General features: G+C 73.4%; 31 protein-coding genes. 11 read left to right on the top strand and 20 right to left on the bottom strand.

Translation table 11 applies throughout. The features are described 5' to 3' along the window. The first annotated feature begins 1 nt into the window (after position 1). The 3 genes from ACZ60X_RS16315 to ACZ60X_RS16305 are packed head-to-tail and all read left to right on the top strand — an operon-like array spanning position 2 to position 2,542. Entirely contained in the window at positions 2 to 1,366 is a 1,365-nt protein-coding gene (locus ACZ60X_RS16315; RefSeq protein ID WP_469598647.1) for an MBL fold metallo-hydrolase, read from the top strand. Positions 1,367 to 1,409: 43 nt separating this feature from the next. Beyond that, positions 1,410 to 1,799, top strand: a complete 390-nt coding sequence (locus tag ACZ60X_RS16310; protein WP_469598645.1) for a rhodanese-like domain-containing protein — start codon at positions 1,410 to 1,412, stop codon at positions 1,797 to 1,799. After that, on the top strand, positions 1,796 to 2,542 hold the full coding sequence (locus ACZ60X_RS16305; protein WP_469598643.1) for a sulfite exporter TauE/SafE family protein: 747 nt from the start codon (positions 1,796 to 1,798) through the stop codon (positions 2,540 to 2,542). Before ACZ60X_RS16310 ends, ACZ60X_RS16305 begins: the two co-directional genes overlap by 4 nt. Before the next feature lie 269 nt (positions 2,543 to 2,811). On the opposite strand, the gene ACZ60X_RS16300 is transcribed toward ACZ60X_RS16305, so the two are convergent. Continuing rightward, positions 2,812 to 3,489 (bottom strand): transglycosylase family protein, encoded by a 678-nt coding sequence (locus tag ACZ60X_RS16300; RefSeq protein ID WP_469598640.1) that lies wholly within the window; start codon positions 3,487 to 3,489, stop codon positions 2,812 to 2,814. 762 nt (positions 3,490 to 4,251) lie between these two features. Between ACZ60X_RS16300 and ACZ60X_RS16295 the strand changes: the two genes are divergently transcribed. After that, on the top strand, positions 4,252 to 5,175 hold the full coding sequence (locus tag ACZ60X_RS16295) for a GNAT family N-acetyltransferase (protein ID WP_469598638.1): 924 nt from the start codon (positions 4,252 to 4,254) through the stop codon (positions 5,173 to 5,175). Positions 5,176 to 5,226: 51 nt separating this feature from the next. Here ACZ60X_RS16295 and ACZ60X_RS16290 read toward each other — a convergent pair whose 3' ends face one another. From ACZ60X_RS16290 to ACZ60X_RS16265, 6 genes are all read right to left on the bottom strand, one after another. Further along, entirely contained in the window at positions 5,227 to 5,424 is a 198-nt protein-coding gene (locus tag ACZ60X_RS16290) for a hypothetical protein (RefSeq protein ID WP_469598636.1), read from the bottom strand. 49 nt (positions 5,425 to 5,473) lie between these two features. Beyond that, the gene (locus tag ACZ60X_RS16285; RefSeq protein ID WP_469598634.1) at positions 5,474 to 5,947 is read right to left on the bottom strand and encodes a DUF6233 domain-containing protein; all 474 of its coding nucleotides are present in this window, start codon (positions 5,945 to 5,947) and stop codon (positions 5,474 to 5,476) included. Then, a complete protein-coding gene (locus ACZ60X_RS16280) occupies positions 5,928 to 6,134 on the bottom strand; it encodes a hypothetical protein (RefSeq protein ID WP_469598631.1) in 207 nt (68 codons plus the stop codon). Before ACZ60X_RS16280 ends, ACZ60X_RS16285 begins: the two co-directional genes overlap by 20 nt. Before the next feature lie 131 nt (positions 6,135 to 6,265). Next, positions 6,266 to 7,348 carry an alpha/beta hydrolase gene (locus ACZ60X_RS16275; protein ID WP_469598629.1) on the bottom strand — a complete coding sequence of 361 codons (1,083 nt, stop codon included), beginning with the start codon at positions 7,346 to 7,348 and terminating at the stop codon, positions 6,266 to 6,268. Positions 7,349 to 7,463: 115 nt separating this feature from the next. Further along, positions 7,464 to 8,063, bottom strand: coding sequence for a DinB family protein (locus tag ACZ60X_RS16270; protein WP_469598627.1), 600 nt, complete (start codon positions 8,061 to 8,063; stop codon positions 7,464 to 7,466). A 238-nt stretch (positions 8,064 to 8,301) separates the two neighbouring features. After that, a complete protein-coding gene (locus ACZ60X_RS16265; protein ID WP_469598625.1) occupies positions 8,302 to 8,868 on the bottom strand; it encodes an SMI1/KNR4 family protein in 567 nt (188 codons plus the stop codon). 121 nt (positions 8,869 to 8,989) lie between these two features. Here ACZ60X_RS16265 and ACZ60X_RS16260 point away from each other — a divergent pair, with 121 nt between their 5' ends. Then, complete coding sequence (locus tag ACZ60X_RS16260) at positions 8,990 to 9,472, top strand: carboxymuconolactone decarboxylase family protein (RefSeq protein ID WP_469598622.1); 483 nt, start codon at positions 8,990 to 8,992, stop codon at positions 9,470 to 9,472. Here the strand turns inward: ACZ60X_RS16260 and ACZ60X_RS16255 are convergent. Next, positions 9,438 to 10,388 (bottom strand): LysR family transcriptional regulator, encoded by a 951-nt coding sequence (locus ACZ60X_RS16255; RefSeq protein WP_469598620.1) that lies wholly within the window; start codon positions 10,386 to 10,388, stop codon positions 9,438 to 9,440. The genes ACZ60X_RS16260 and ACZ60X_RS16255 overlap by 35 nt on opposite strands. 72 nt (positions 10,389 to 10,460) lie before the next feature. Between ACZ60X_RS16255 and ACZ60X_RS16250 the strand changes: the two genes are divergently transcribed. Next, complete coding sequence (locus ACZ60X_RS16250) at positions 10,461 to 10,862, top strand: RidA family protein (protein WP_469598618.1); 402 nt, start codon at positions 10,461 to 10,463, stop codon at positions 10,860 to 10,862. Positions 10,863 to 10,882: 20 nt separating this feature from the next. Here ACZ60X_RS16250 and ACZ60X_RS16245 read toward each other — a convergent pair whose 3' ends face one another. From ACZ60X_RS16245 to ACZ60X_RS16235, 3 genes are all read right to left on the bottom strand, one after another. Continuing rightward, positions 10,883 to 11,434: a universal stress protein gene (locus ACZ60X_RS16245; RefSeq protein WP_469598616.1), complete on the bottom strand. Its 552-nt coding sequence runs from the start codon at positions 11,432 to 11,434 to the stop codon at positions 10,883 to 10,885. Positions 11,435 to 11,567: 133 nt separating this feature from the next. Beyond that, positions 11,568 to 12,800 (bottom strand): polysaccharide deacetylase family protein, encoded by a 1,233-nt coding sequence (locus ACZ60X_RS16240; RefSeq protein ID WP_469598614.1) that lies wholly within the window; start codon positions 12,798 to 12,800, stop codon positions 11,568 to 11,570. A gap of 627 nt (positions 12,801 to 13,427) precedes the next feature. Next, positions 13,428 to 14,249 carry an NAD(P)H-binding protein gene (locus tag ACZ60X_RS16235; protein ID WP_469598612.1) on the bottom strand — a complete coding sequence of 274 codons (822 nt, stop codon included), beginning with the start codon at positions 14,247 to 14,249 and terminating at the stop codon, positions 13,428 to 13,430. An 81-nt stretch (positions 14,250 to 14,330) separates the two neighbouring features. Between ACZ60X_RS16235 and ACZ60X_RS16230 the strand changes: the two genes are divergently transcribed. After that, positions 14,331 to 14,939: a TetR/AcrR family transcriptional regulator gene (locus tag ACZ60X_RS16230; RefSeq protein WP_469598610.1), complete on the top strand. Its 609-nt coding sequence runs from the start codon at positions 14,331 to 14,333 to the stop codon at positions 14,937 to 14,939. A gap of 59 nt (positions 14,940 to 14,998) precedes the next feature. Here the strand turns inward: ACZ60X_RS16230 and ACZ60X_RS16225 are convergent, their stop codons facing one another. From ACZ60X_RS16225 to ACZ60X_RS16195, 7 genes are all read right to left on the bottom strand, one after another. Further along, a complete protein-coding gene (locus ACZ60X_RS16225; RefSeq protein WP_469598608.1) occupies positions 14,999 to 15,475 on the bottom strand; it encodes a hypothetical protein in 477 nt (158 codons plus the stop codon). Positions 15,476 to 15,620: 145 nt separating this feature from the next. Beyond that, positions 15,621 to 16,502, bottom strand: a complete 882-nt coding sequence (locus ACZ60X_RS16220) for a DMT family transporter (protein WP_469599218.1) — start codon at positions 16,500 to 16,502, stop codon at positions 15,621 to 15,623. Between the two features lie 232 nt (positions 16,503 to 16,734). Next, on the bottom strand, positions 16,735 to 18,486 hold the full coding sequence (locus tag ACZ60X_RS16215; protein WP_469598606.1) for a glycosyl hydrolase family 18 protein: 1,752 nt from the start codon (positions 18,484 to 18,486) through the stop codon (positions 16,735 to 16,737). 174 nt (positions 18,487 to 18,660) lie between these two features. Next, positions 18,661 to 18,942 carry a hypothetical protein gene (locus ACZ60X_RS16210; protein WP_469598604.1) on the bottom strand — a complete coding sequence of 94 codons (282 nt, stop codon included), beginning with the start codon at positions 18,940 to 18,942 and terminating at the stop codon, positions 18,661 to 18,663. A 75-nt stretch (positions 18,943 to 19,017) separates the two neighbouring features. Then, a complete protein-coding gene (locus tag ACZ60X_RS16205) occupies positions 19,018 to 19,683 on the bottom strand; it encodes a maleylpyruvate isomerase N-terminal domain-containing protein (protein WP_469598602.1) in 666 nt (221 codons plus the stop codon). A gap of 766 nt (positions 19,684 to 20,449) precedes the next feature. After that, positions 20,450 to 21,304 (bottom strand): thioesterase family protein, encoded by an 855-nt coding sequence (locus ACZ60X_RS16200; RefSeq protein WP_469598600.1) that lies wholly within the window; start codon positions 21,302 to 21,304, stop codon positions 20,450 to 20,452. 16 nt (positions 21,305 to 21,320) lie between these two features. Next, a complete protein-coding gene (locus ACZ60X_RS16195) occupies positions 21,321 to 21,779 on the bottom strand; it encodes an Lrp/AsnC family transcriptional regulator (RefSeq protein WP_469598598.1) in 459 nt (152 codons plus the stop codon). A gap of 62 nt (positions 21,780 to 21,841) precedes the next feature. Here ACZ60X_RS16195 and ACZ60X_RS16190 point away from each other — a divergent pair, with 62 nt between their 5' ends. Both ACZ60X_RS16190 and ACZ60X_RS16185 read left to right on the top strand, forming a co-directional pair. Then, the gene (locus tag ACZ60X_RS16190; protein WP_469598596.1) at positions 21,842 to 22,594 is read left to right on the top strand and encodes an AzlC family ABC transporter permease; all 753 of its coding nucleotides are present in this window, start codon (positions 21,842 to 21,844) and stop codon (positions 22,592 to 22,594) included. Next, a complete protein-coding gene (locus ACZ60X_RS16185) occupies positions 22,587 to 22,916 on the top strand; it encodes a branched-chain amino acid transporter permease (RefSeq protein WP_469598594.1) in 330 nt (109 codons plus the stop codon). The genes ACZ60X_RS16190 and ACZ60X_RS16185 overlap by 8 nt, the downstream gene beginning before the upstream one ends. A gap of 57 nt (positions 22,917 to 22,973) precedes the next feature. Here the strand turns inward: ACZ60X_RS16185 and ACZ60X_RS16180 are convergent, their stop codons facing one another. Further along, complete coding sequence (locus tag ACZ60X_RS16180) at positions 22,974 to 23,624, bottom strand: FMN-dependent NADH-azoreductase (RefSeq protein ID WP_469598592.1); 651 nt, start codon at positions 23,622 to 23,624, stop codon at positions 22,974 to 22,976. A gap of 127 nt (positions 23,625 to 23,751) precedes the next feature. Here ACZ60X_RS16180 and ACZ60X_RS16175 point away from each other — a divergent pair, with 127 nt between their 5' ends. Both ACZ60X_RS16175 and ACZ60X_RS16170 read left to right on the top strand, forming a co-directional pair. Next, the gene (locus ACZ60X_RS16175) at positions 23,752 to 24,138 is read left to right on the top strand and encodes a winged helix-turn-helix transcriptional regulator (RefSeq protein WP_469598590.1); all 387 of its coding nucleotides are present in this window, start codon (positions 23,752 to 23,754) and stop codon (positions 24,136 to 24,138) included. A 28-nt stretch (positions 24,139 to 24,166) separates the two neighbouring features. Beyond that, on the top strand, positions 24,167 to 24,454 hold the full coding sequence (locus tag ACZ60X_RS16170) for a S41 family peptidase (protein ID WP_469598588.1): 288 nt from the start codon (positions 24,167 to 24,169) through the stop codon (positions 24,452 to 24,454). A gap of 29 nt (positions 24,455 to 24,483) precedes the next feature. On the opposite strand, the gene ACZ60X_RS16165 is transcribed toward ACZ60X_RS16170, so the two are convergent. After that, the gene (locus ACZ60X_RS16165; RefSeq protein WP_469598586.1) at positions 24,484 to 25,962 is read right to left on the bottom strand and encodes a glutamate-cysteine ligase family protein; all 1,479 of its coding nucleotides are present in this window, start codon (positions 25,960 to 25,962) and stop codon (positions 24,484 to 24,486) included. Positions 25,963 to 26,237 lie beyond the last annotated feature (275 nt).

The raw sequence follows: 26,237 nt of genomic DNA, 5'->3' as shown, positions 1-26,237 counted from the left end.
GATGTTCTTCGTCGACACGATCGAGGTGACCGGCCTCGGCAACCGCGGCTATCTGGCGGGCGGTGCGCGCACGGCCGTGGCCGTCGACCCGCCGCGCGACGCCGACCGGGTACTCGCGGCCGCGGCACGCAGAGGCGTACGGATCTCCCATGTCGTCGAGACCCACATCCACAACGACTACGTCACCGGCGGCCTGGAACTGGCCCGGCTCACCGGCGCCGCCTACCTCGTGCCCGCCGGGGCCGCCGTGTCCTTCGCGCGCACACCCGTGCACGACGGCGACCGCACGGACCTCGACGCCGACCTCACGCTGCGGGCCCTCGCGACACCCGGGCACACCCCGCACCACACCGCCTACGTCCTGGAGGAGCGGGGCACGGCGGTCGCGGTGTTCACCGGAGGCTCGCTGCTGATCGGCACCGTCGGCCGCACCGACCTGGTCGAGCCCCGCCTGACCGAGCGCCTGGCCCGGGCCCAGCACGCGTCCGCGCACCGCCTCGCCGCCGAACTGCCCGACGACGCGACCGTGCTGCCCACGCACGGATTCGGCAGCTTCTGCTCCGCCGGCCGGGCCGAGGGCGACACGACCACCATCGGCAAGGAGAAGGCGTCCAACGACGCGCTGACCCAGGACGTCGACACCTTCATCGCCCGCATGCTCGCGGGGCTCGACGACGTCCCCGCGTACTACGCGCACATGGGGCCGGCCAACTCGGCCGGCCCGGCACCCGTCGACCTCACCGCGCCCGCCGTCGCCGACGCCGAGCAGATCGCGGCACGGCTCGCCGCCGGGGAGTGGGTGGTCGACCTGCGCAACCGGATCGCGTTCGCCGAAGGGCATGTCGCCGGCACCTACAACTTCGAGGCCGACGGCCAACTCGCCACATATCTGGCCTGGTTGATCCCCTGGGGCAGGCCGGTGACGCTGCTGGCCGAGTCGGCCGCCCAACTGGCCCGCGCGCAGCGCGAGCTGGTGCGCGTCGGCATCGACCGCCCGGCCGCCGCGGCCACCGGCGAACCGTCCGCCTGGACCACCGACGGCGCGCCCCTGGCCTCCTTCCGCCGCGCCGGCTTCGCGGAGCTCGCCGCTCGGCACCCGGCCGAGCACATGGTCGTCCTGGACGTGCGGCGTGCCTCCGAGCGGGCCGCCGACGGATTCGTCGAGGGCTCGGTCCACATCCCGCTGCACACCCTGCACCGCCGCCTCGACGAGGTGCCGCCGGGCGAGGTGTGGGTGCACTGCGCGGCCGGTGCGCGCGCCGCCATCGCCGCCTCGCTGCTGGATGCGGTGGGCCGTGCCGTCGTCGCGGTGGACGACTCCTTCGCCGCGGCGGGAACGGCCGGACTCGCCGTGCGCACCGCCTGAATCCGCCCGACGTCCCGATCCGCACGAGAGGCGAGGAGAGCCCATGGAGACATCACCTTCCGGCATAGCCCGGATCACCGTGGCGGAAGCGGCCGAACGCACCGGCCACACCGTGCGGGCCGCGGCGCCCGCCGACGACGGCCCATGCGTCCTGCTCGACGTCCGCGAGCCGGACGAATGGAGCGCCGGTCACGCGCCCGGGGCCGTGCACCTCTCCCTCACCGCCCTCTACGAGGGCACGCCCCTGCCCGCCGGGGCCCAGGGGCGCCGCCTGGTCGTCATCTGCCGCTCGGGCCACCGCTCCCGGCGCGCCGCCGAACTGCTGCACAGGCACGGCGCCGAGGCGGTCGACGTCATCGGCGGCATGCGGGAGTGGGCGCGGGCCGGCCTTCCTGTGGTGGACGCGCGTGGCCTGCGCGGTACGGTCGCGTGAGTGCGCTGATCCTCGCCCTGGTGGCCGGTGCCGTGATCGGGCTGTCCCTGGGCGCGCTCGGCGGCGGGGGCAGCGTCCTGACCGTTCCCGCACTGATCTACCTGCTGGGCTTCACCCCGGTGGCGGCCACCACCGCCGGACTGGTGATCGTGGCCCTCACCTCGGTCACCGCACTGACCGCGCACGCCCGGGACGGCCATGTCCGCTGGGCGATGGGCCTGCTCTTCGCGGCGGCGGGCATCGGCCCGGCGATGCTGGGCTCCGCGCTCGCCGCGCACCTCCCGGCGGCCGCCCTGTCGGCGGGCTTCGCGCTGGTCGCGGCCGCCGCGGCGGTGCGCATGCTGCGGCCCGGAGCGGCGCAGGGCGCCGTACACGAGGTCAGGCCCGGGCGTGCGGCCGCGGCCGGTGCCGGACTGGGCACGGTCACCGGTGTCCTCGGGGTCGGCGGCGGCTTCCTCGCCGTTCCGGCGCTCGTGGGCGTCCTCGGCCTGCGCATGCGGGAGGCGGTGGGCACCAGCCTGCTGGTGATCACCGTCAACTCCCTGGCGGCGCTCGGCCTGCGCGGCGGCACCATGGACCACCTCGACTGGGCGGTCGTCGGCCCCTTCGCCGGTGCCGCGATCCTCGGGGCCTGGGACGGCAGGCGACTGGGGGCGAGAGTGAGGGGCGCGACCCTGCGGCGGATCTTCGCCGTCGTGCTGCTGGCCGTGGCCGCCTTCATGTTCGCCGACGCCGTGGTCTGACGTCGTTGCCGGGCCGCGACCCGGCCTGACCCCGGCCCCGCGCGGCGCACTGCCGCGCGGGGCCGTTTTCCTTTGTTGCGACGTCCTGCCCTCACCGCACCCACGGCGAGCACGGCCGAGCCGGCTTCCAGACGACGCCGGACACCCCGGCCGGCCCAGCCGGGCGAGGTGCGCGGCGCCTCGCCCGACGCTACGGCGGTCTCCGCCGGCAGAGCCGGCCCGGCGGTGGCCGGCGAAGGCGCCTCGACGGGCCGGACCCGCGGCAGGCGCTAGCCGGCGGAGGGCAGGGTGAGCCGCTGGCCCGGCCGGATCACGTCCGGGTCCGGGCCGACGACGCCGCGGTTGGTCTCGTACAGCCGCCGCCAGCCGCCGGGGACGGCGGCCCACTGCGCGACGCCGGACAGGGTGTCGCCGTCGCGCACGGTGTAGGACGCGCCGGGGCGCGGGCGGGTCCCGGTGTGGGAGCCGGGCCCGGTCGCGTCGTGCGGGGCGGTGGTGCGGCGTTCGGCGCGGGCGGCGCCCCGCTGTCCGGTCCGGACGGCGAGCGGCTCGCTGCCCCCGCCGTTCCGCGTGAGGCGCGCCCGCACCGAGCAGACCGGCCACGCCTCCGGCCCCTGCCGGGCGAGCACCGCTTCCGCCACGGTGATCTGCTCCGACCGGCTCGCCAGATCGGCTCGCGGCGCGTACGCGGTCCCGCCGTACGCAGCCCAGGTCGGCTGGTTGAACTGCAGCCCGCCGTAGTAGCCGTTGCCGGTGTTGGTCCGCCAGTCGCCGCCGCTCTCGCAGCCGGCGACCCGGTCCCATGTGGTGCCGGAGGCCGCGTGCGCCGCGGTCGGCGCGAGGAGCGGCAGGACGATGCCGACGCTGCCGAGGGTCAGGGCGGTGCGGAGCGTCGGCAGGAGCCGTAGGGGCGCGGTGCGGCGGGGCCGTACCGGTCGTGCGGTCATAGGACCTTCCTCTCCACTGCGGTTCCCGCCCGCCGGTCGTCCCGGCGGGCTGTAGGCAGTACGTCAGCGACGCCCGGGTGCTCACAAGGCGCGCACAGTTCACGGCACCCTGTGCGCCGCCGTCTGCCACCGTGCGATTATCTGACGATCCATCAGTTCGTCGTGGGGGTGGGCGCGCAAGAGGGCACGGGGGCACGGACGTCGAGGTTCCGGACGCGGGTCGGCGCCGTTCCGACCCGGCGGGGGCCGTGGGGTGGCGCACGCCTACGGCGGACGGGGGAGCGCCCCGCCGGGACGCGGCGCACGGGATGCGGCCGCCGCAGTACCAGGCACTGCGGCGAACGGGCCAGGAGGCGCACACGCTCTCCGGCCGCGCGAAGAGACGCAGTTTGGACAACGCCAAGGGACCGGTCCGGTGCTCGCCAGGGGCAGGCGGTGAGCGGCGGGCTCTCCCCGTTTCCGGTACGAGGTCTCAACTTCCGCCAGAGGCACGGTGGTTGTCCAGCCGAGCCGGGACGCATCGGCAGCGGCGCCGTGCGCAGGTGAGGGTGACGGCGAGGGCGAGTGCGGTGACCACGCTCAACGCGCACCGGGGCCGGCCAGGCGGACGGTGGCCGCGCCCAGGGCGGCGCCGGCGACCAGTGTGAGAACGCTGACGGGCCAGGAGCGCGGTGGACGTTCGCCTTCATGGGCAACCGCAACCACCGTGCGGACACCAAAATTGACCACACAGACTCACGGAGGCGTGGTTAATGTGCTCAAGTGACAGAATTCAACATCCTCGGTGACCGCGCGCAACGTTCCCTGTGGCAGGAGGACTTCGCGCGGCGGCTCCGCGCCTCGTACACGTCCGCCGGGCTCACCGCGGCCGCGGCCGAGCGCATGCTGGAGGACACGGGCGCCAAGGCCGGTGACTGCGCCGTCGCCGAGATCACGGACGCCGGGACCCGAGTGGGTCACGTCGCCGTGGCGGTGGCCGACCGCGGCGGCACGCTCGCCGGCGAGATCAGGGACCTGTACGTCGACGCGCGTCACCGCGGCCGGGGGCATGAGCAGGCCGCTCGGAGCTGGGCCGAGGGGTGGTGCGCGCGGCACGGTGCCCGCCGGCTGGACGTCCGGCTCACCGCACCCGCCGCCGACCTGTTCGACGCGTACCGCGTCCGCGGCCAGCTGCGGGTGAAGCGCCTCGGTTCCCCGTCGCGGCAGCTCGACGGCTTCACCGCACGCCCGATGGCGGAGGCCGAGTACCCCGAGTGGGCCGCCGCCGAGAAGGCGTCCTACGTCGGCGACATCGTCCGTTCGGGGAGCCTGAGCCACGAGGAGGCCGTACGCAAGTCCGACCGGGACTTCGCGGAGCTGCTCCCCGAGGGCCTGGCGACGCCCGACACCACGCTGCTGGTGTTCGAGGCGGCGGGCGAGCGCGTCGGCACCGGCTGGCTGCGCCACGGGCACCTGCCGGGAGCGACGTACGGCTACTCGCTGCACGTCCAGGAACAGCACCGGGGCAAGGGCTACGGGCGGGCCGCGATGGTGGCCGGCGAACAGGCTGTGCTCGCGGCCGGCGACTCCTCGCTGATGTTCACCGTGTGGGGCGGCAACGAGGTGGCGATGAACCTGTACACCAACGTGGGCTATCGCGTCCTGGTGGAACACCGCTCCCGTGACCTCCCGCACTCCGGGGCCTGACACCCCCCCATGACGGGGGAGGGGGACCCTGCCTGCGGGCGACCGCCGCCCTCAGCCGGCGGAACCGGTGGCGCCGGCGGCCTCGGCCGCTCGGCAGGCGGGACAGATGATCCGGGCGGCGCGGCCGTACCGCCGGGTCAGCCCCTGGCAGCGCGGGCAGTAACCGACCTCGTCCGGCAGACAGCCGAGGACGCGCGCCGCGGCGGTCCGGTCCGTCGACGGGGCGATGCGCTGCGGCATCTGGTCCATGTGCCGAAGGTACGTCCGCTCACCCGGCCGGGCAGCTCGGCCGGGGCCGCTACGCCAGGTCGACGCCCAGCTCGGTGTCGGGCCGGCAGCAGGCGCACGGCTCGACGGTCGGGTCGGTGAGCGCGGCCCGCGCCTCGTCGGCCCTGATCCGGTGGGGCGTGCCGTCGATCGCGGTGCAGCCGGCCAGGTGGACCAAGGCGGGCTCGGGACCGTGCGCGGTCCGCTTGGGCTGCACGACGTAGCCGGTGTCCGGGGCCTGCGGACTGAATCCGGGCACGGAGCGGCTGCCCTTCGTCCGGCTCGTCCGGCCTGTCCCGGGTGTCCGGCTCGTGCGGTGCGCCGGTGGCCGCTCCCCGGCCCCCTGCGCGGAGCGGGTGAGTGCCTCGTGTACCGCGGCGCGCTGGATCCTGAGGTAGGTGGCGAGCGTGTCGTTCTCGGCGATCTGCTCGTCGAGGTACGCGAGGATGACCCGAAGCCGGCGGGGGTCGGGCGGCAGCGGCCGATCAGGAGGCAGCTCGGCCATGGCGTGCACCGTGCAGTGCCGCCCAGGCCGACGACTGCCGGCCCTGCCAGTACGGATGGCTCAGCACCTGCGACGACAGACGGATCAGTCGTCGCCGCGGAGCTGTCCCCGGCCGTACGGCGAGCTGCCGGTAGGCGGCGTGCCACTCCTCGTGTGCCTGGGCCAGATCGGCGGGAATCGGACTCATGGCTGGATTCAATCACGTGTTCGATTTCCTGGGCCACTCCGTAGGGCGCGTGCGGCGGTCGTCGCCGCACGGGAAGACGGGTCTCGTCAGTCCCCCGCCGCTCAGCCGCAGGGACAGGACACGGCCCGGGATCACCGGCGGGTGGCCCAGCCGGCGAAGGCCTCGACGGCGTCGGCGACCGCGTGGAAGCGGAGCGAGTGGAAGAAGTCGAAGTTGTGCTGGGTACCGGGCAGTTCGGCGAAGGCGACCGGTGCGCGGGAGGCGCCGGCGAGTTCGTCCGCGAAGCGGCGGGCGTCCTCGACCAGTACCAGGGTGTCCAGGGCGCCGTGCACGATCAGGAACGGTGGCGCATCGGCGTGGAGACAGGCGTGCGGGGTGGCCGGGGCGCCCGACGCGTCCGCGGCGGTCGGCCCGTAGTAGCCGTACAGCCCGATCGCCCCCGAGGCCGAGTCGTCGGTCAGGGCGACGGTCGCGGCCGGGTGGGCCCCGGCCGATCCGCCGGCGACGACCAGACGTGACGGATCCGCGCCGAGTTCGTCGGCGTGGTCGCGCAGCCACGCGAGCGCCTGTCGCGCGTCCGCGAGCGAGTCGGCGTGGGCGGTCCGCAGCCGGTAGTTCGCGCTCGCGCAGACCCAGCCGCGTCCGGCCAGGCGGTAGAGCAACGGCCGTGCGCCGAGGAGCTTGCTGCCCATCACGAACCCCCCGCCGTGCAGATAGAGCAGGACGGGGGCCCGGTGGGGCCGGCCGCGGGAGACGTAGACGTCGAGGCGCTGGGTCCGGGCGTCGCCGTACCGGCGGTTGCGGAGCCGGCGGACGCCGGGCCGCCATGACACCAAGGGCAGCAGCAGCACCCGGAACAGGGGCAGGCGGTGATGGGGTACCCGGACGCCGGGTCCGGCCGCCAGAGCCGTCTCCGGGACGCCGCGCGCCGAGCGGGTCCGGACCGCGAGCGCGGCCAGGCCGCAGGCCGGGGCCGCGGTCAGTGCGACCGCGAGCCACCGCACCGGCTCACCGACCCGAGTCGTCAGGGTCGGACAGGCGCCGAGGACCAGCAGGGCCAGGCCGAGGAACGGCTGCTCGTTGAGGAGGTGCCCGAGCCAGAACCACAGGTTCGACGGGCTCGAATGCCGAGGCATGGGGGGCCGGAGGGCGGCGAACGTGCACAGCGCCATCAGGGCGACGGAGGTGAGGAAGCCGATCGGCACGTCGATCACATCCCGTCCGGCGCAGCGGGGCGGGACGTCTCGCGCCGATGTGCGGGCAGGCGGACCGCCGTCCCCCGGGCGCTCCGCCGCGCCGAGGCCGTGACACCGGAGGCGGTCAACACGTTCACCGTGAGCCTGGCCGGCGGCGACCAGCCGCACTGGCGGCCCGCTCGATCTGGGCGCACCGTGTTTCCCAGTAGGCGCCGTCGTGCCCGTGCGACGCCTCGCTGTCCGGCGCTGTCCCGACCGTGCCGTCGAGCTGCTCGCGCAGGATGTCGGCGTGGCCGGCGTGCCTAGTGGTCTCGTTGAGCGAGTGGACCATGACGTTGAAGAGCTTCACCCGCGGGCGCGGCCACCAGGGCACGAAGCCGGGCGCGTCCACGGCCAGCGCCTCGATCGTCGCGTCCGCGTGCGCGCACACGCGCTGGTAGAGACCGACGATCTCGTCACGTGTCTCGTGCTCGGTGACCCAGTGTTCGTCCGTCCACGCGGCCTCGTCGTCCCAGCGGGGCACGGTGTCGGGAAAGGGCCGGTCGAAGACCTCGCCGAAGTACCTGGCGTCGGAGTACGCCAGATGTTTCACCAGGCCCAGGAGGTTGGTCCCGGTGGCGGTCAGGGGACGGCGCATGTCGTAGGCGGAGAGTCCTTCCAGTTTCCAGACCAACGCGTCACGTATCTGCCGCAGTTCCTCGTGAAGGTACTCTTTCGCGAAGTCATCGATCACGGACCGTCAGCCTGCCATGGATGCGTCGGCGGGCTCAATGCACGGGGCCCGGGCGGCTGTCTCCTGCCCGGCCCGGAGACGTCGCCGACGTCCGCTTCCGGCGTGCGGTCGCGGTCGGTGGCCCCGAGCGGATGCCGTACACCGATGAATCGCGGAAGCCGCCAGCGGAAGCCGCTGAAACCGCCCGGTCGTCCGTGTCGCAGCGCCGGTGTGGTCGGCCGGCAGGCGGTCGGCGGGGTCAGGGGCCGGACTCTCCCAGCGTCTCGTCGGCCGTCGCGAAGTGGTGCCGCGCCGGCCGCAGCACTTCGTGGAGGTGGCCGAAGTATTCGGTGCGCGCCGTCCCCGTGAGCACCGCCAGCAGGAACGCGAGGCATCCGGTGTCGTGGTGTTCCCACAGCGGGCCGCGGCCCTCGTTGTAGAGCACCGTCCACGCGTCGGGGCGCCGGCCGGGGCGCACCAGCCAGTACAGGAACGCCCCCGTGCCCTCCTCGAACGCCCACGGCAGGACCCGCGCGCCCGGCTCCAGCAGCTCGGCGGGCCGTTCCTCGCCCGCTGCCCACAACTCGCCCAGGATCTCGGCCCGTTCGGCTGCCTGCGTCTGAAGGTCGCAGTCGTCGTAGGCGGAGTCCGGGACGAGCAGCCAAATCGTCTCGTCGAAGAGTCCGTCGCCGTACCGTTCGACCAGTCGCTTGTAGTCACCGGGCAGAGCCGTACCGAGGGCGTGTTCGGCCTCCGCCCAGTCCACGGAGGGCGGTGGGTCCACCGGCGGCGGGCAGAGGCGGACGAGATCGTCGAGGGTGCTCACGGGAGGGACGCTACGGGAGGCCCGGCCGCCGCGGGCGAGCGGGGCAGGGCCCGGTTCACGCGCGGGCCCGGACCATGATAGTTGTTTTATTCAACAATATTCGTCTCGTGAGGAGTCCGGGTTGACCAGTCCCGCACCGGCCGGTAGCACCCGGCGGATCTTCATCGACAAGCAGAGCCCCAAGCCGTACCACGCCCTGGTGCAGACCTCGGAGGCGGTGCGGGCGAGCGCCGCCGACGCCGGGCTCGATCGCACCCTGGTGGAGCTGGTCAACCTCCGTGTCTCGCAGATCAACGGCTGCGCCTACTGCCTGGACGTGCACACCCGCGCCGCGCTGCGGGCGGGCGACACCCCCGAACGTCTCGGTGTGCTCGCGGCCTGGCGGCAGACCGAGCTGTTCACGCCCGCCGAACGGGCCGCGCTGGCGCTCGCCGAGGCCACCACCGCCGCCGCGGACACCGGTGGGCAGGACGCGGCCTACGCGCAGGCGCGGGAGGTGCTCACCGAGGACCAGACGGCGGCGGTGATCTGGGTGGCCGTCACCATCAACGCGTTCAACCGGGTCTCGATCATGAGCGGGCATCCGGTACGGGCGCAGCGGTGACCTGGTGCGCGAAGGGGCCCGGTCCGCGCTGATCCATCGTCGCGAGGAACCGCGCGACCAGGGGGTCGCCGTCGCCCTCGCGCCAGGCGACGGCCACCCGGGTGCGGGCCGAGCGCGGCTCGATCCGGCGGAAGGCGACGCCGCGCAGCCGGATGCGCCGGATGCTCGCCGGGGCCACGGACACCCCCAGCCCTGTCTCCACCAGGGCGCACACGGTCTGCCACTCCACCGCGTGCTGTGCGGTGCGGGGGGTGAAGCCCGCAGCCTCGCACAGGCCGGTGATCCGGTCGTACAGCAGCGGGCCCACCGCGCGCGGCAGGAGGACGAACGGCTCTCCCGCCAACTCGCCGAGGGGCACCGTCCGTTGTGCTGCCAGCGGGTGCGTGGCCGGCAGGACGGCGACGAACGGCTCGCTGAGCACGGTCCGCACCCCCAGCTCCGGCCGGTCCGCCGGGGGTTCGCGCAGCAGCCCGATGTCGATCGTCCGGTCGCGCAGCGCGTCCAGTTGGGGTGCCGTCGTCATCTCCTGGATGTCGAGGAGCACCTGCGGGAACCGCTGCCGGTAGTCGCGCAGCAGGCCCGGCACAACGGTGAGGGCCAGGGAGGCGGCGAAACCGATCCGCAGCCGCCCGGCCCGGCCGCCGCCGGCGGCACGCGCCGAGGCCAGCCCGTCGGCGAGCCCCGACAGCGCCTGCCGGGCGGCCGGCAGCAGGGCACGGCCCGCCGGGGTGAGCGCGACGCCTCCCGGGCCGCGGTCGAACAGCGGATGACCGACCTTCTCCTCCAGCCGGCGGATCTGCTGGCTCAGCGGGGGCTGGGCGATGCCCAGGCGGGTGGCGGCACGGCCGAAGTGCAACTCCTCGGCGAGCACGACGAACGCGTGCAGCTGGGGCAGGGAAGGTTCGAGACGGTCCATATCCTTTGTGATATCAGTCCATGCCGTCGGCCGTATTAGACGTATCACGGCAGGTCACCTAGCGTTCGGCGCATGACAGAGCGACGTGCGATCCTCAGCGGCTCGACCTTCGAGGAGCAGATCGGTTACGCCCGTGCCGTGGTCGACGGCGACTGGGTGCATGTGTCCGGGACCACCGGATTCGACTACACGACGATGACGATCCAGGACGACGTGGTGGCACAGGCCGAGCAGTGCCTGCGCAACATCGAGGCGGCGCTCGCCGAGGCGGAGTGCACCTTCGCCGACGTGGTGCGGGTGCGCTATCTGCTGCCCGACCGCGCGGACTTCGAGCCCTGCTGGCCGGTGCTGCGGCGCTGCTTCGGCGACATCCGGCCGGCCGCCACCATGCTGGAGTGCGGCCTGGCCGATCCCCGGATGAGGATCGAGATCGAGGTGTACGCCCGCCGCGCCGACCGCCGGACCGCCGGCTGACCCCTGCGCGCCGGGGCCGGTCAGCATCCGGCGGGCGAGCGGCGGCGCCGTTCCGCGAGTTCGCCGCGCCGGATGATCCGTGACTCGTGCCGGAGCAGCCGGGGCCCGGCCACCACCAGCAGCTCCGACCCGGCCTGCGCCAGCACGTACCGGTGCACCGGCCTGCGGTGCAGCAGCCGGGACACCGGGCCTCGCGGCCGGGCCACCCCGATGACGAGGAGGTCGTCCGGGCGGGACGCGATCGCGCACAGCACCTGCCCGGTCGGCCCCCGCACCACTCGCCGCACGATCCGCAGGTCCGCCGGCGGTCCGCCGACCGCCAGTTCGAAGGCCCGGTCCAGCCGTTGCCGTGCCTCGTCGGCCCACAGCCGGGCCCAGCTCGGCTCGGGCCGGCGCCGGTACACAGCCTCGCCCTCCGGGGGTTCCCAGGCCCGGACTGCCACCAGTGTGCGGCCGCTACGGCGGGCCTCCGCGATGCCCCGGCGCAGCGCGGCCAGTCCGGCGAGCGAGTCGCTCACCCCGACGACGACCCCTCCGCCGCGCTCGCCGTCCGTCGATCCGTGTGCTGCCATGCCGTCACGCTAGGAAGGCCAATCCCGGTCCGGCAAAGGCCAATCGGAGAAAAGTGGCCTTGCTCGCGGGCGGTTACTCCCCGGCCCGATGTCCCTGAGCGTGGTCACCGGCCCGTGCCTCAACGGGAGGCGGTCACGCTGCCGTGTCCCGGGAGCGCTCGACGGGGCGCAGGAACGCGGACCAGCCGCCGTCGGGCCTCTCGCCGACCTGGAGGCCGCGCAGCTTCGCGAGCACCGCGGGGTCCTGGGCGTCGAGCCAGTCGACGAACTGCCGGAAGGAGACCAGGCGGACGCCCTCCCGGCCGGCGATCTGCTTGAGGGCCTCCTCGGCCGCGTCCATGTAGATGCCGCCGTTCCACTGCTCGAAGTGGTTGCCGATGAACAGCGGCGCACGGTTGGTCTCGTACGCCCGCTGGAACCCCGCCAGGTACGACTGGGTCGCCTGGGCGCGCCAGTAGGGGTAGTTGTACGAGGGCGCCCGCGTCGCGTTCCGGGACTGGTTCGCGAGCATGTTGTAGTCCATCGACAGCACCTCGAAGGTGTGGCCGGGGAAGGGGATGCCCTGCAGCGGCAGGTCCCAGACGCCCTTCCGTTTCCTCGGCCAGCGCTGCAGCCCGCCCGGTGAGGACGCGTCGTAGCGCCAGCCCAGCTCCCGTGCCACCGGCAGCAGGTTCGCCTGCCCGAGCAGGCAGGGGGTACGGCCGCCCACCACCTCCTTGTCGTAGTCGAAGGGGAGCGGCGGCTCGTCGTGCCATCCGGTGTGCGTACGCCAGCACCTGACGAAGGACCGGGCCTGGTCGATCTCCGAACGCCATTGCTCCGGAGTCCAGTCGGCCACCGTACCGGGGCCGGCGCAGAAGTGGCCGTTGAAGTGCGTGCCGATCTCGTGGCCGTCGAGCCAGGCCTGGCGTACGTACGTCAGGGTCTGCCTGAGGTGCTCGTCGGTGAGGTAGCCGATGTCGGAGGCGCCGACCGGGTTGTTCGGCGGCCGGTACAGCCGCTTCTTGTCCTCGGGCAGCAGGTAGAGCCCCGAGAGGAAGAAGGTCATGTGCGCGTCGTGGTCCCGGGCGAGCCGCAGGAAGCGCGGGAACAGGCCGGTGCCCAGTTCGCCGGCGCCGTCCCAGGAGAACACCACGAACTGCGGCGGGGTCTCGCCGGGTTCGAGGGGTGTGGGCGCGGGCGGCTGGCGGGGCTGCGGACCGGTGTACGACGTCGAGCCGTCCCCGATCAGCCGGGCCGCCGCGCCCGGACCTTCGTGCCCGTCGCGTCTGCCCTGGCCGCCGCACCCGGCCAGCGTGGCCGCGGCCATGCCGATCCCGGCACCGAGGCCGAGCCGCGCCACGCTGCGGCGGCTGATTCCACTCATCGCCCATCCCAACCCGCGCCCTGACCCGGCGCGTTGTGCGCCCCCTCGACCCAGAATCCGAACATCTCGCACCATAGAACTGATAAACAGATAAATGGCATTATTGGGGTCGGTGTGGCGCGTAAAGCGGACGCCAACGGGCGGCGGGACGAGGGGCCGGACGAGGGGCGTACGCCACCTGGGCGGCCCCGCGCCGACGCCAGGAGCGGGTGCCGCCACGTCGGACGGGCCGGACCTCGCCCGGCCTGACTCGCAACCGCTCGGCCGTGGCCCGCCTGCACCGGCGGCGACCAGTGCCCGCTGGCACGTGGATCGCTGCGCTGAGCATTCTTCCGGTCGTGGCTGGTGCCGGCGCTGGGTCGTGGCTTGCGCCAGCTGAGCCATGGCTCGCACCTGCTCGGTCATGGCCTGTGCTCGCTCGCACGTGGCCCCGCATGCCCTGGGCTCGCGGCTGGCTCGTGCCCGCACGCCTGGGGCGTGGCCCGCGCCCGTTCGGCCGGAGCTGGTGCCCGCTGGGTCGTGGCTCGCCGCCGCTCGACGTCCGTAACCCCCCCCGGCCGGGGCGGGGGGTGGATGGTCGGCGGATCGGAGCGTCGTCACCGGACGTCGCTTCGCCGGCCGGTTCCGTCAGCGGAACGCCTGCGCGTGGCGCGCCGCCCAGGCGGTGAACGGTGCCGCCGGGCGGCCGAGCAGGCGGCGTACGTCCTCGGTGGCCGTCCGCTCCGGCGGCGTGGGTGTGCCGAGGACGGCGAGGGTGCCGTCGACAGCGGCGGGCGGCATGAACCGGAGCATCTGCGCGCGGGCTTCCTCGGGGCTCTGTTCCGTGAAGGCCACCGGTTCTCCGAGTGCCTCGGCGATGGCGGCCGCGCGCTGTCGCGGTGTCGTGGGCTCCGGGCCGGTCAGGGTATAGGTCGCGCCGGCGTGTCCGTCCTCGCGCAGGACGGTCGCCGCCACCGCGGCGACGTCGGCCGGGTCGACGAACGGCAGCGCCACGTCGGCGAAGGGCGCCGCCGCCGTGCGGTGCCGGCGGACGGACTCGGCCCAGGCGAACGCGTTGGAGGCCAGGCCGCCCGGGCGCAGGACGGTGAAGGGCAGTCCGGACCCGGCCACGGCCGCCTCGAAGGCCGCCGCGTGCGCGTAGGCCCCGGGCCGGGTGCCCGCGCCCTGCGAGGACAGCAGTACGACCTTCGCGACCCCGGTCGCGGCGGCCCGCCGCAGGATGCCCTCCGGGTCCTCGCCCGCCACCAGCAGGAACAGTGACTTCGCACCCTCCAGGGCGGGTTCGAGGGTTTCCGGCGCGCCGAGATCGGCGGCTATGACCGCCGCCTCCCGCGGTACGTCCTCGGGCCCGATGTGCCGCGCCACGCCCGTCACCTTCTCCCCGGCCCCGACCAGTTCGGCGACCAGCGCCCGGCCGACGTTCCCCGTGGCCCCAGTGACAACGATCACGACTGTCTCCCCCACTTAGTTAGTTGACTGACTAAGTCGAGACATTAGCGTGCCGCCCCTTCGCTGTCTATCCTCAGTCAGGTGACTGACTCAGAGATCGCCGCCCCGGGACGGGCCGCGCGGCCGGGCCGGGGCGGCAAACGTGAACGCCTCGTGCGGGCGGCCGTCCGGGTGTTCCACGAGCAGGGCGTGGAGAAGACCACCCTCGGTGACATCGCCCGTGTCGCCGAGGTGCCGCTCGGCAACGTCTACTACTACTTCAAGAGCAAGGACCTCCTGGTCGAGGCCGCGGTGGACGCCCACTGCGCGCAACTGGACACGCTCACCGCCCGGTTGGACGCCCTGGCCGACCCGGCCGACCGGCTCAGGGCGCTGGTCGCCGGCTGGGTCGACCAACGCGAGACGGCCGCCCGCTTCGGCTGCCCCTTCGGTACCCTCGCCACCGAGCTGGACAAGCGGGAGGACGGCCTGGACCGGGCGGCCGCGAAGGTGATGCGGGCGCTGCTCGACTGGGTCGAGTCCCAGTTCGCCCAGCTCGGCCGGGCCGACGCCGCCGCGCTCGCCGTCGAACTGGTCGCGGCCTACCAGGGCATCTCTGTGCTCACCAACACCCTGCGCGACCCCGGTCTGATGGCCGCGCAGGGGGAGCGCCTGCTGTCCTGGATCGACGGGATCGCGGCGGCGCGGTAGCGGCCGGGCGCGGTCAGGCGTGCGCCGCGGTCAGGTGTGCGCCGAGGTCCTCCCCATCGTCAGATTCCCATCGAGGCCATCTCGATCTGCGAGCGGTAGTTGTTGGCGGCCGTGACGACACAGGCGCGGTAGGTGCGGTTGTCCTTCACGACGAGGAAGTAGTCGCGCAGGTTCTTCCAGTAGTTCAGCAGATAGCCGATCCCGGGCAGGAAACCGGGCGGGCGCGGGACGAGCGAGAAGGCCTCGCTGCACTTGAGGATCTCGCCGGTGGCGGTCGACAGGACGTCGGCCACGTCGGTGTTCATGTTCCAGCCCGCGGCCAGCTCCGGCGTCCAGATCGAACCGGCCACCTCTCTGAGGTGCTCCTGCTCCTGGGGGGTGGGGTCGTCGAGTACGCCGGCCGGTGCCGCCGCCGGGGCGCGGGTCGCGGGGCCGCTCGCCGCGACCGCGCAGGGCCCGGCCGCGACCGCCGCCAGCATCACGGTGGTCACCGTCACCGCCGTGCGCAGCCGTGCGCGTCTGCCGTCTGACGCCATCACGCGTCTCCTTCCGGGAGGCCTGCCCCACCGCTCGGCGGGGCAGGCCGAACGTGTCATGAGCGGACCAACCGGGTCAACGGCGACATCCGGCCAGCCGGATGCGCGGCGCTCGCCGGCCACCACCCGTCGTCGGGGTGCCGGGTCAGGCCGCCGCCCGCCGCTGCTCGGCCGGGACCGGCACGGTGGTGAGGTGCTGGACGGACCGGCTGAGGACCAGCACGCCCACGACGATCAGCAGGGCGCCGCACGCCTCCGGCAGGAGCCACCAGCCGGTGCGGACACGCTCGCCGAACAGGGTCATGCCGAGCGTCAGGCTCACGACGGCGTCGCCGATGGTGAGCGCGGGCTGTGCGGCGACCAGTGGGCCGGCCTGGAGCGCGTTCTCCAGCAGGACCACGGCGGCGACTCCGGCGAGCGCGAAGCCGTACGTCTGCCAGGACCGCAGGAAGGCCGTGAAGCCGTGGTCGGCGAAGGTGCCGGTGGCCGACTTCAGCAGGGCGGCGGTCAGGGCGTTGCCGGTCGCGGAGGCGGCCGCGAGCAGCGCGGCGCTCCGGGCCGGCGCGTGACCCCGGCGGGACAGCAGGACGGCCACCGCCATCCCGCTGACGCACACGGACAGGGCCGGGATCCAGCGGGTGAGCGGGGCGTGGTCGGTGGCGCCGTGCGGGGCGGCCGCGATCAGCAGGAGCGCGAGGCCCGCGACACAGCTGCCCACGCCCCACCACCCCGCACGCGGCATCCGCTTGTGCATCAGCGGGGCGGCGACGAGCAGCGCGAACGGCAGCTCCAGGATGAACAGGGGCTGGACCAGCGCGAGCGGGCCGTTGACCAGGGCCAGGCTCTGGAACAGGGCGGCGCACAATACGCCGGCCATGCCGATGAGCCACAAGGGCCGGCGCGCCAGCTCCGCGACCAGCCGGACCCCGCTGCTGCGGGCCGTGGACGCCACCTTGCGCTGGAAGGCGGTACCCACCGCATTGCTCGCCGCTCCCGCGACGGCGAACACGGCGGCCAGTTCGATCACGACCGTCTCCTGCCTGCGGGACACATCACGTCTCCTGCCGGCGGGGCGCCTGCTGGAGTCGCCCAGGGCGTCCAGGAGCTTTCCCGGGCAGTCCCGGGTCTCTCCAGACTACGGAAGGCGCCGCCCGAGCGCCGGGTCGGCCGCGGGACGGGACCACCGCCCCCGTCGCCACGGCGCATGAACCGGCCCCGCCCGGCGCGCCGAGCGGGGCCGTGGCCGGGGAAGCGGCGGGTCAGCTGACGCTCAGGTCGTCGGCGTAGACCGCGCCCTGCCCGTACCAGCCGTGGACGTACACCGTGACGGTGCCCGAGGAGCCGGTGGTGAACGGCACCGTCAGCTTCGACCACGACGAGGAGGAGGTCCAGGAGCTGGCGGTGGCGCTCCCGCTGACGCCGAGGTACGCGTACGGCCCCTGCACCCAGCCGCTCAGCGTGTAGGACGTGTCGGGCTTCAGGGTGAGCGTCTGCGCGCACTGGCCGGTCTGCGAGGCCGACGGCGCGGTCTTCAGCGCGTGGGAGCCGCCGTGCACGGGCGAGGTGACCACGCTCGCGCCGCTGTCGCAGCTCCAGGGGGTGAGCGAGCCGGTCTCGAAGTCGCCGTCGGCCAGTGCGGACGTGCCGCCGCCGGATCCGTTCACGGTCAGGGTGAGGGCGGAGCCGTGCCGGACCGGGCCGGCCGTGCCGGTGACGGTGAGGGTGTACGTACCGGGCGCCGCCGAGGCGCTCGCCCGCACGGAGAGCCTGGCGGTGCCGCCCGCGGTGACGGAGGTGGGGCTGAGGGAGGCGGTCACCCCGCTCGGCGCGCCGCTCACGGACAGGCCCACGCTCTGGGCGCTGCCTGAGGTCACCGACGTCTTCACGGTCGCCGTCGTCGCGCCGCCGGGGGCGACCGAGGCGGCGGCGGGGGAGAGGGTGACGGCGAAGTCGTCGGCGGGCGGTGTGGTCGTGCCGCCGGTGAAGGGCGCGAAGGTGTGGCTGAAGTACCAGGTGTCCTGGGCGATGCCGGAGCAGCTGTCGGACCCGCCGGTGCCGGGGCAGCCGCCGTTGTCGCGCTGGAGGGCCCAGAAGGACAGGGTGTTGATGCCCTTGCCGACCGCCCAGTCGTACACGCTGGTCGCGTCGGCGGTGGTGAAGGTCTCGGCGGCGCCGTAGTCGTCGATGCCGGGCATCTCCGTGACGCCGATCGAGCCCCACAGCTGACTGTCCGACAGGTTCGGGTACAGCGAGGCGAGTTGGTCGTGCAGACCGCTCGCCGCGGTCTGGGTGTCGGTCGCCATGTGGTGGGTGGCGCCGTCGTAGTAGTCGAACGTCATGAGGTTGACGACGTCCACCCTGGCGCCCGCGTTCTTCGCGCTGCGCAGCACCGCGAGCCCGCTGTCGGCCAGCCCGGACGTGGTGGTCGGCAGGGTGTACGAGAACTGCACCGAGCGCCCGTTCGCGGCGGCCCAGTCCTCGACCTTCTTGATGGCCTGGTTGCGGCGGTCGATGCCCGCGGTGTCGGTGAGGGAGTTGTCCTCGACGTCCATGTCGAGCCGCGAGACGCCGTAGGTGGTGATGATCTTCTCGTAGGCGGCGGCGACGGAGTCCACGTTCGTGCAGCTGTCCGCGATCTCGGTGCCGCCGTTGTCGGCCGCGTAGCCGCCGAGGGACGGGATCACGTCGCCGCCGTTCGAGCGGATCGTGGCGATGTCGGACCCGAAGACGGAGGTGTCGACGGGCTTGCCGGTGTCGCCGTTCCAGTACGGGGTGCAGGAGCCCTTCTTGTCGGCCTGGAGGAACGCCATGGTCAGGTACTTGGCGCCGGAGGCCTGGGACAGCGCGGCGGGGCTGTCACCGTTGTAGGCCTCGAAATAGGGTGCGAAGACGTGCATGGGCAGCGGAGTCGCCGCCTGGGCGGTGCCGGGGACCCCCAGGGCGAGCCCCGCCGACGCGGCCAGGGTGGCCGCGCCGGCGAGCAGGGCGCGTACGGATCTCGGACGTGTCATCAGGTACTCCCGGAGAACGAGCGACGGCCGGGCTATTGGTCTAGGCCATGATTGGTCTGGACCAAACCGAGGTCAAGGTGCGGGAGCCGCCTTTTGTGTGTTCATGAAGGAAACAAACCACGCCGGGCGGGCGTGGTGGTGACGCAACGTCAGGTGCCGTCGTGCGCACGGCTTTCAGCGGGCCCGGGTGCCGCCGCCGCGCCGGATGCGGCCGAGCAGATCCCGGTGGTAGGCGGCGAGTTGGCCGGTGGGAACGGGTGCCGGGCTGCCGGTGAGGGTGTACCAGGTGTCGGCACCGAGGGGTTGCACGGCGACGCGCGCGCTGTGGCCGTCGGACAGAAGGATGGTCGCGACGGTCAGCTCGCCGGTGAGGACGCCGGCCTCGTCGGTCAGCGCTCCGCCGGGGCCGGCCGTGACGCGGTCGACGTAACTGTTGATGCTGGGCGGGTTGTTCATGGCTCGCAGGTTTCCATCAACCCGCCCCCGCATGCGCCGTCCCCGGGGTGTGTCGGCCGTGGCGGGTGCCCGGTCTCAGCCGAACAGCGGGAAGCGGTCCGCCGCCGGACCCAGAGCGGCGCGCTCGGCCTCCGTGAGCGAGGCCCGGCCGGTGCCCACGCGCGCATAGTGCGTGTCGCTCCACTCGGACGGCCCTGGCCGGCCGAGCAGTGCGTCCAGCGTGGCACGCACCGCCGCCAGCCCCTCGGGCGCCGGTGCCGGCGCGTGCGGCAGGCCGACGGTCAGGTCCAGGTGATGGACGGTGGCCTCCACGGCGAGGGTGGTCAGCAGGTCCCCGGCGGTCAGCACATGGCCCTGCGTGGCGACGGGCAGGGCGGGGTCGGTCGCCTCGGCCGCGTGCACGGCCGCGGTCAGCGTCTGCCGATACAGGCCCCGCAGCTGCCCCCAGTCCAGGAACATGCTCGCGTTCACCCGTGCCCAGCGGCGGCCGTTCGCCGCCCCGACCGGGTTCGGCCCCCAGTCCTGCCAGTACGTCACCGCGTCCCGGTCCACCGGTTCCGGCGACGGTGTGTGCAGGGCGACCAGCCCGCGCTGGGCATCCCCCAGACAGTGGAAGACGAGATCGCGGACCGCCCAGCCCGTACAGCCGCTCGGCAGCCACGACTCCTCGTCCCCGAGGTCCCCGACGACAGCCACCGCGGCCTCGTACGCCGCGCGCAACACCTGTGCCTCTGTGCTCATGGGACCCCCCGTTCGTCGCCGTCCAGGGTGGCACACCGGCTCGACGCCGCGATGTGCTCGTTGTCTTGGGACAAGGAGTTCGGTGGGATGCGGGGCCCGGACCGCGGCGCCCCTCGTGGCCGGCGCCGGGCTGATGCGGGCGGTCCGTCGCAGGAGCGGCCACGGTACGGCACGCGGGCCACTTCGTGGAGCCGGCCGACCGTCGCCCGCAGGTTCCCGCCGAGGCGCGACAGGCGGCGCGGCAGCCCGATGCCGGGCCGGCCGTCGGCCAGTACGTCCTCGCGGACGGCGGCGTGCACGACCCGGCCGAACCACCGTCGAGTCGCCGAGACGCGGGGGCAGTGCGGTGTGCGCTCCCGGGCGACCGGCGACGGCGCCACGCGCGGCGGCCGTACCCGCAGCGAGGGCTCCCGCTCGATGCCCACCGCGGCGAACTCACCCTGGCCGCAAAGGAATTCGGTCGCCGTCGCGTTGATCTCGGTCAGTGGCGGCTCGGGGCGAGGTCGACCACGAACTCCCTGATGTCCTCGACGTTCCGCAGCGAGTCCTCGCGGCGGCGCGGGCGTCGAGACCCAGGCGAGGGGCCGGGGTACGACGACGGACGTGAGCAGACGGTAGAACGCCCCGGCCCGCGGTGGGCCGGCCGTCGCGGACCGCAGGGCGAACAGGGTGCTGTGGTCGGTGGGTTGAGCCTGAAGCAGCCGTCGGACCCGTCCCGCTGGAGCACGTTCGCCCCTGCGAACCGCGATGCGCACGCCGCCGGAGGTCAGGTGCCCGGCAGCGGGCGTACGGTGAGGGTCTGCTGGGCCTGGCCGACCGGGCCGTCCAGGTCGTGCAGCACGGAACTGGTCAGCCCCTGGCCGGTCGGGCCGAAGACGACCGTCGTGTCCAGGCCGACCCAGTGCCCACGGGGTTGACGGTGGAGGTGGATCGTCAGGTCGACGTTGGGGAACATCCACTCGGCCGGCGAGCGGCGGACGGCGATGCCGTTGGCGGTGTCGATGAGGGCCACGTACGACGCGAGGGCACTGCTCGGCTCGCCGGCGACGAGGTCGAGACGCGTGGAGATCCAGGCCGTGGCACGGCCCGGCTCGGGAGGTGTGAGCGGCCGGAAGTCGACGGACGCGCAGTGGCCGCCGGGCCAGACCGAGCCCAGCGAGCGGGAGGCGATCGCGTCCGGCTGCGGGCTGAGGGGGGCGTCCGCGCCGCCGGCCACCGCGGTCGTGTCCCCCGCGGCCAGCAGCCAGGCGCGGGCCCGAACGGCCGTCCGTCCCGCGATGTCCACGACCGCTTCGAGGAGTTCGATGGTCCGGCCGGGCCGGACCGACTCCACCCGGATCCCGCACTCGTCCAGGGCGAGCCGCCCGAGGACGTCGAAGCTGATCCGGGACATCAGCAGCCCGCTCTGCGGCCGTTCGGCGAGATACCCGTCGATCGCGTGCACGACGAGTCCGGCGAGCGGGCTGAAGTGCATCTCGTCGGTGTCCCACGCGCCGCTCGCGTGGGCGGTGGGCTTGTAGTGGTGCGGGTCGATGCGTTCGAAGTAGCTCGCGGACAACGGGCGACTCTCCTCACGGGTGTCCCTGATCACGGGCGTCGAGCAGATAGGTGCACCGTACATCCTGCGCGGGGCGGCCTCACGGGCCGGACTTGACCGTCTTCATGGTCAGATGGGAGTCGATGCGCAGCACACACGGCAGCCCGCTGAGCTTCTCCACCAGGAAGGACTCGTACGCGGCGTGGTCGGCGACGGCGACGCGGACGAAGTAGTCCGGGCGGCCGTACATGCGGCGGCACTCGATGACCTCGTCGTAACCGGCCACGATCTCCTCGAACTCCAGGAAGGTCGCGCGGTCGTTGGCGCTCACCTCGATGTCGATGAGCACCTCCAGTCCCCGGCCGAGGGCCACGGGATCCACCACCGCGCGGTACCCGGTGATGACACCGGCCTCCTCCAGTCGCTTGACCCGGCGCAGACACGGTGGCGGGGTCAGACCCACCCGCTGGGCCAGCTCGACGTTGGTCAGCCGCCCGTCCCGAAGGAGGTGAAACAGAATGTCCCGGTCGATGGCATCGAGGTTCACTTCATTGCGCATAGAGCCATCGTACGGACATTATTGGCAACCATATGCCGCGTGATTCTTCCTAAAATGTCGCCATGCACATATCTCCCGTCGTCGCCGGTGGTACGCCACCGTCCGCGTCCGCGGCGCCGCCGCCGGGGCACCGCTCCGAGGCGCGGGCCGCCCTGCGGGACTCGGCCTCCGTGGGCCTGGGCTTCGTTCCGCTCGGCATCGCGCTCGGCGTACTCGTCACACACTCCGGCATCCCGTGGTGGTGGGCGCCGCTGTCCAGCGCGCTGGTCTACGGCGGCTCCTTCGAGTTCCTGCTGATCGGCCTGGTCACCGCCGCCGTACCACTGGCCTCGATCGCCGTCTCCGCGTTCCTGGTCAACGTCCGGCACGTCTTCTACGCGCTGTCCTTCCCGCTGGACCGGATCACGGGTCGGCTCGGCAAGGCGTACGGCACGTTCGCGCTGTGCGACGAGGCCTACGCCCTGACCGCAGGGGAGCGGGCCCAGGCCTGGTCCGGGCGCCGGATCAGCTGGCTCCAGGCCTTCCTGCACCTGTACTGGGCCGGAGGGGCCGCGGCGGGCGCACTGCTCGGCTCCCTCGTCCCCGAGGGAGTCAAGGGCCTGGACTTCGCGCTCACCGCGCTGTTCACGGTGCTGGCGATCGACGCCGTGCGCGACCGGCGGGGCGATCTGCCGACACCGGCACTCGCCCTGCTGAGCGCGCTGGTCGCCCGGCTGCTGTTCCCGGGCAGCCTGCTGCTCGCCGCCTTCGGCCTGTTCACCGCCGGGCTCCTCGCCCGCCACCTGCTCACCAAGGGGCATGCGCGCCATGTCTGACACGCCGTACCTCGTCGCCGCGGTCCTCGTCTCCGCCGCCGTCACCTGGGGCCTGCGCGCCCTGCCCTTCGCCGTGCTGGGCCCGCTGCGCGCGAGCAGGACCGTGCGGTACCTGCAGTCCCGGATGCCCGCCGGGATCATGGTGATCCTGGTCGTCTACTGCCTGCGCGACCTGCCGGTCACGCACGCCGCCGTGGTGGCTCCACTGGCGGCGCTGGCCGTCACGGTCGGCATCCATCTCTGGCGCCGCAACGCCGCGTTGAGCATCCTGGCGGGCACCGCGGTGTACGTCGCGCTGGTGAGCACGGTGTTCGCGCGCTGACGCGCCCCGACCCGGGCGCCGTGCTCTGTCGCGGGCCCGGGCCGGAGTGCAGGGCGCTCAGGCCGCCATGCGCTCCACGAGCTGCTCGGCCCTGGCGACGGCCTGGTCCAGGGCGCGGTCGCGGGAGGCCTCGTACAGCGGGACGAGCTCGGCCATCGCCGGGTTGTGCGGGGCCATCGTCAGCTCCGGGACGATGAACTCGACGTCCAGTCCGAGGCCCTCACCGAGGACGGCGCCGAGGTAGTTGCGCACGTACTCGAAGCCCTCGCGCGGGGTGCCCGGCTCGTACGAGCCGCCCCGGCTCGCGACGACGGTCACCGGGGTGCCCTTCGCGGACTGGGCGGGGCCCGCGGTGCGGCCGATCAGGATCACGCTGTCCAGCCAGGTCTTGAGGGTCGAGGGCACCGTGTAGTTGTACATCGGGGCGCCGATCAGCACCGCGTCCGCCTGCTCCAGCTCCTCGATCAGCCGGACGCGCTCGGCGAAGGCGGCGGCCTGCTCGGGAGTGTGGTCGGCCGGGTCCATGAAGCCGGCGGTGTGCGCGGCGGCGGTGATGTGCGCGACGGGCTGCGCGTTCAGGTCACGGTAGACGACCGTGCCCTCGGGGTGCTGCTCCTCCCAGCGCTTGCGGAAGGCCGCGGTGACGGCGCGCGAGGCCGAGGCCTCGGCCGGGAACAGGGACGAGTCGAGGTGCAGGAGGGTGGCCATGGGAACTCCAGGAGACGGAAACAAGCGGCCGGGCGCGATGCCCGTCCTAAGGATTCGTGCATGACTATGGATAACACAGGGGCTTACTTTTTTTCACCCCCCTACGGTGGGGTAGTACCCTGCTCGCATGGCGGCGGACCGGAATCACGACAGCGTGACCTGCAAGCGGGTGGACGAGGGCATCACCCGTGTCTTCCAGCTGCTGGGAAAGCGCTGGAGCGGCCCGATCGTGGCGGTCCTGGTGGCACAGCCCACGCACTTCGCCGACCTGCGCCGGGCCGTGCCCGGCATCAGCGAACGCATGCTGGCCGACCGGCTCGCCGAACTCGGCGCGGCCGGGCTGGTCGTGCGCGAGGTCGACGAGGGGCCGCCCCTGCGCGTGTCGTACCGGCTCACCGAGGCCGGGGCCGCCCTGGAGCCCGCGCTGCGGGAGCTGGCGGAATGGGCGAAGGTTCATCTGCCGGACGCCTCGGGGTGCCCCGGGACGGACCGGGAGCGAGCGGCATCGGCGTAGGCGCCGACCGGGACGGAGGGGGACGCACGTGACCGGCGGCTCCACGGTCAGCGCGGGCGAGACCCTCACCCAGGCGCTCCTGGGCCGGCCCGGGCGGACCGTGCGCCTCGGACAGCCCACGCAGGGCGTCTTCTCGGACGTGACGGTGCGCCCCCTGCCCGACGGCCCGGCCTTCGGCCTGCCCGACGAGGAGTACCTGACCCGCACCGGACCACCTTCGACGGCACGGGCGTCCCGCCCCGAAACCGTCTTCACCCGGCAGGAGTTCGCCGAGCACCGCGCCTCGGCGCCTTCGCCCGGGCGGTGCGCCTTCTGAGCGGCCCCGCCGGGCGGGGCTGAGCCCGATCAGTCCACCGGCCACGTGTGCACCGGGGCATTGAGGTGCATGTAGTCGATGTACAGCTGGGTCATCCGGCGCAGTGTCTCGTGGCGGCCGGCGCGCGTGGTGGCGTCGAGGCGATGGACCGTCTCCTTCTGCCACACCGCGCCGTTGCGCGCCGTCACACACCGCTGCTCGATGATGCCGAGCAGCGGCTCGCGCCAGGCCTCGTCCATGCCGGAGGCCGCGAGCCCGCGGTGCGCCAGCGGAAGCAGCCTCCGCAACACCAGTTCCGGGACCGGGACCTCGCCCATGCCGGGCCAGTACAGCAGGGCGTCGATGCCGTGCCGGGCGGCGGTGTGCAGATTGTCCTCGGCGGCGGCGAACGACATCCGCGACCACACCGGCCGGTCCTCCTCGACCAGGGCCCGGGTGAGCCCGTAGTAGAAGGCGCCGTTGGCGAGCGTGTCCGCGACGGTGGGACCGGCGGGCAGCACCCGGTTCTCCACCCGGATGTGCGGCACGTCGTGGGAGACCGCGTACACGGGACGGTTCCAGCGGTAGATCGTGCCGTTGTGCAGGGTGAGTTCGCCCAGTTCCGGCACGTCGCCGCGGTCCAGTGTCTCGGCCGGGTCCTGCTCGTCGCACAGCGGGAGGAGGGCCGGGAAGTACCGCAGGTTCTCCTCGAACAGGTCGAAGACACTGTTGATCCACCGCTCCCCGAACCACACCCGGGGCCGTACGCCCTGCACCTTGATCTCCTCAGGGCGGGTGTCGGTGGCCTGCTCGAACAACGGCACACGGGTCTCGTGCCACAGCTCCTTGCCGAACAGGAACGGCGAGTTCGCCGCCAGGGCCACCTGGACGCCCGCGACCGCCTGCGCCGCGTTCCAGTAGCCGGCGAACTCCTCGGGGGACACCTGGAGATGGAACTGGGTGCTGGTGCACGCGGCCTCGGGGGTGATGGTGTCCGCGTAGGTCCGCAACCGGTCGACGCCGTCCACCTCGATGCGCAGGTCCTCGCCCCGGGCCGCGAAGATCTGGTCGTTGAGCAGCCGGTAGCGGGGGTTCTCCGACAGGGCGGCCTCGCCGATGTCCTCCTGGCGCAGCGTGGGCAGGATCCCGATCATGATCAGCCGGGCGCCGACCGACCGGGCCCGCTCGTCGGCGTGGTTGAGCGCGGCGCGGATCTCGTGTTCCCACGCGTCGGGACCGCCTGCCGTCAGCCGCCGGGGCGGGACGTTGACCTCCAGGTTGAACCGGCCCAGCTCGGTCGACCAGGCGGGGTCGCAGACCGCCTCCAGCACATCGCTGTTGCACATCGCGGGTTCGGCGTCGTCGCCGACCAGGTTCAGCTCTATCTCCAGTCCCACCTGCGGCCGCTCGGACTCGAACCGCTGCTCGCGCAGCATCTGCGCCAGCGCGTCGAGGCACGCGTGCATCTTGATCCGGTACCGGCGGCGGTCCTCGCGGGTGAAGACGAGCGCCGGGACGTCACGCCCCATCGGCCCTCCGAAAGACCCTGGTCGGACAACTCTCCACCCAGCGTCGCACCATCCCCCGGCCCCTACCAGGCGGGCCACCGCAGGCCCGTACCGGCGAGCGTCTCTCGGACGCGGCCGAGGCCGGGAGCGAGGTGGGCGCGCCCCGCGTCCCGCGTCCCCGGGCGCGGCGAGACCGAGATCCGTGCCGGCCGCCGTGCACAGCGCGTGATCACGGCGGACGCGTCGGTCAGCAGGGCGTCGGGGCGGGCAGGACGAGGCAGGCGCTGCCGCCGGTG

It is taken from the genome of Streptomyces sp. NPDC104106 (assembly GCF_055584345.1).
Note: the sequence above shows the minus strand (reverse complement) of the source record. Positions and strands in the feature narration are given on the sequence as shown.

What these genes read in the sequence shown, in the direction of transcription:
- ACZ60X_RS16315 (WP_469598647.1), top strand. Translation starts at nt 2, where the DNA reads ATGTTCTTCGTCGACACGATCGAGGTGACCGGCCTCGGCAACCGCGGC.
- ACZ60X_RS16310 (WP_469598645.1), top strand. Translation starts at nt 1,410, where the DNA reads ATGGAGACATCACCTTCCGGCATAGCCCGGATCACCGTGGCGGAAGCG.
- ACZ60X_RS16300 (WP_469598640.1), bottom strand. Translation starts at nt 3,489, where the DNA reads ATGACCGCACGACCGGTACGGCCCCGCCGCACCGCGCCCCTACGGCTC.
- ACZ60X_RS16290 (WP_469598636.1), bottom strand. Translation starts at nt 5,424, where the DNA reads ATGGACCAGATGCCGCAGCGCATCGCCCCGTCGACGGACCGGACCGCC.
- ACZ60X_RS16285 (WP_469598634.1), bottom strand. Translation starts at nt 5,947, where the DNA reads ATGGCCGAGCTGCCTCCTGATCGGCCGCTGCCGCCCGACCCCCGCCGG.
- ACZ60X_RS16280 (WP_469598631.1), bottom strand. Translation starts at nt 6,134, where the DNA reads ATGAGTCCGATTCCCGCCGATCTGGCCCAGGCACACGAGGAGTGGCAC.
- ACZ60X_RS16255 (WP_469598620.1), bottom strand. Translation starts at nt 10,388, where the DNA reads ATGGACCGTCTCGAACCTTCCCTGCCCCAGCTGCACGCGTTCGTCGTG.
- ACZ60X_RS16250 (WP_469598618.1), top strand. Translation starts at nt 10,461, where the DNA reads ATGACAGAGCGACGTGCGATCCTCAGCGGCTCGACCTTCGAGGAGCAG.
- ACZ60X_RS16245 (WP_469598616.1), bottom strand. Translation starts at nt 11,434, where the DNA reads ATGGCAGCACACGGATCGACGGACGGCGAGCGCGGCGGAGGGGTCGTC.
- ACZ60X_RS16240 (WP_469598614.1), bottom strand. Translation starts at nt 12,800, where the DNA reads ATGAGTGGAATCAGCCGCCGCAGCGTGGCGCGGCTCGGCCTCGGTGCC.
- ACZ60X_RS16225 (WP_469598608.1), bottom strand. Translation starts at nt 15,475, where the DNA reads ATGGCGTCAGACGGCAGACGCGCACGGCTGCGCACGGCGGTGACGGTG.
- ACZ60X_RS16215 (WP_469598606.1), bottom strand. Translation starts at nt 18,486, where the DNA reads ATGACACGTCCGAGATCCGTACGCGCCCTGCTCGCCGGCGCGGCCACC.
- ACZ60X_RS16210 (WP_469598604.1), bottom strand. Translation starts at nt 18,942, where the DNA reads ATGAACAACCCGCCCAGCATCAACAGTTACGTCGACCGCGTCACGGCC.
- ACZ60X_RS16205 (WP_469598602.1), bottom strand. Translation starts at nt 19,683, where the DNA reads ATGAGCACAGAGGCACAGGTGTTGCGCGCGGCGTACGAGGCCGCGGTG.
- ACZ60X_RS16200 (WP_469598600.1), bottom strand. Translation starts at nt 21,304, where the DNA reads ATGTACGGTGCACCTATCTGCTCGACGCCCGTGATCAGGGACACCCGT.
- ACZ60X_RS16195 (WP_469598598.1), bottom strand. Translation starts at nt 21,779, where the DNA reads ATGCGCAATGAAGTGAACCTCGATGCCATCGACCGGGACATTCTGTTT.
- ACZ60X_RS16190 (WP_469598596.1), top strand. Translation starts at nt 21,842, where the DNA reads ATGCACATATCTCCCGTCGTCGCCGGTGGTACGCCACCGTCCGCGTCC.
- ACZ60X_RS16185 (WP_469598594.1), top strand. Translation starts at nt 22,587, where the DNA reads ATGTCTGACACGCCGTACCTCGTCGCCGCGGTCCTCGTCTCCGCCGCC.
- ACZ60X_RS16180 (WP_469598592.1), bottom strand. Translation starts at nt 23,624, where the DNA reads ATGGCCACCCTCCTGCACCTCGACTCGTCCCTGTTCCCGGCCGAGGCC.
- ACZ60X_RS16175 (WP_469598590.1), top strand. Translation starts at nt 23,752, where the DNA reads ATGGCGGCGGACCGGAATCACGACAGCGTGACCTGCAAGCGGGTGGAC.
- ACZ60X_RS16165 (WP_469598586.1), bottom strand. Translation starts at nt 25,962, where the DNA reads ATGGGGCGTGACGTCCCGGCGCTCGTCTTCACCCGCGAGGACCGCCGC.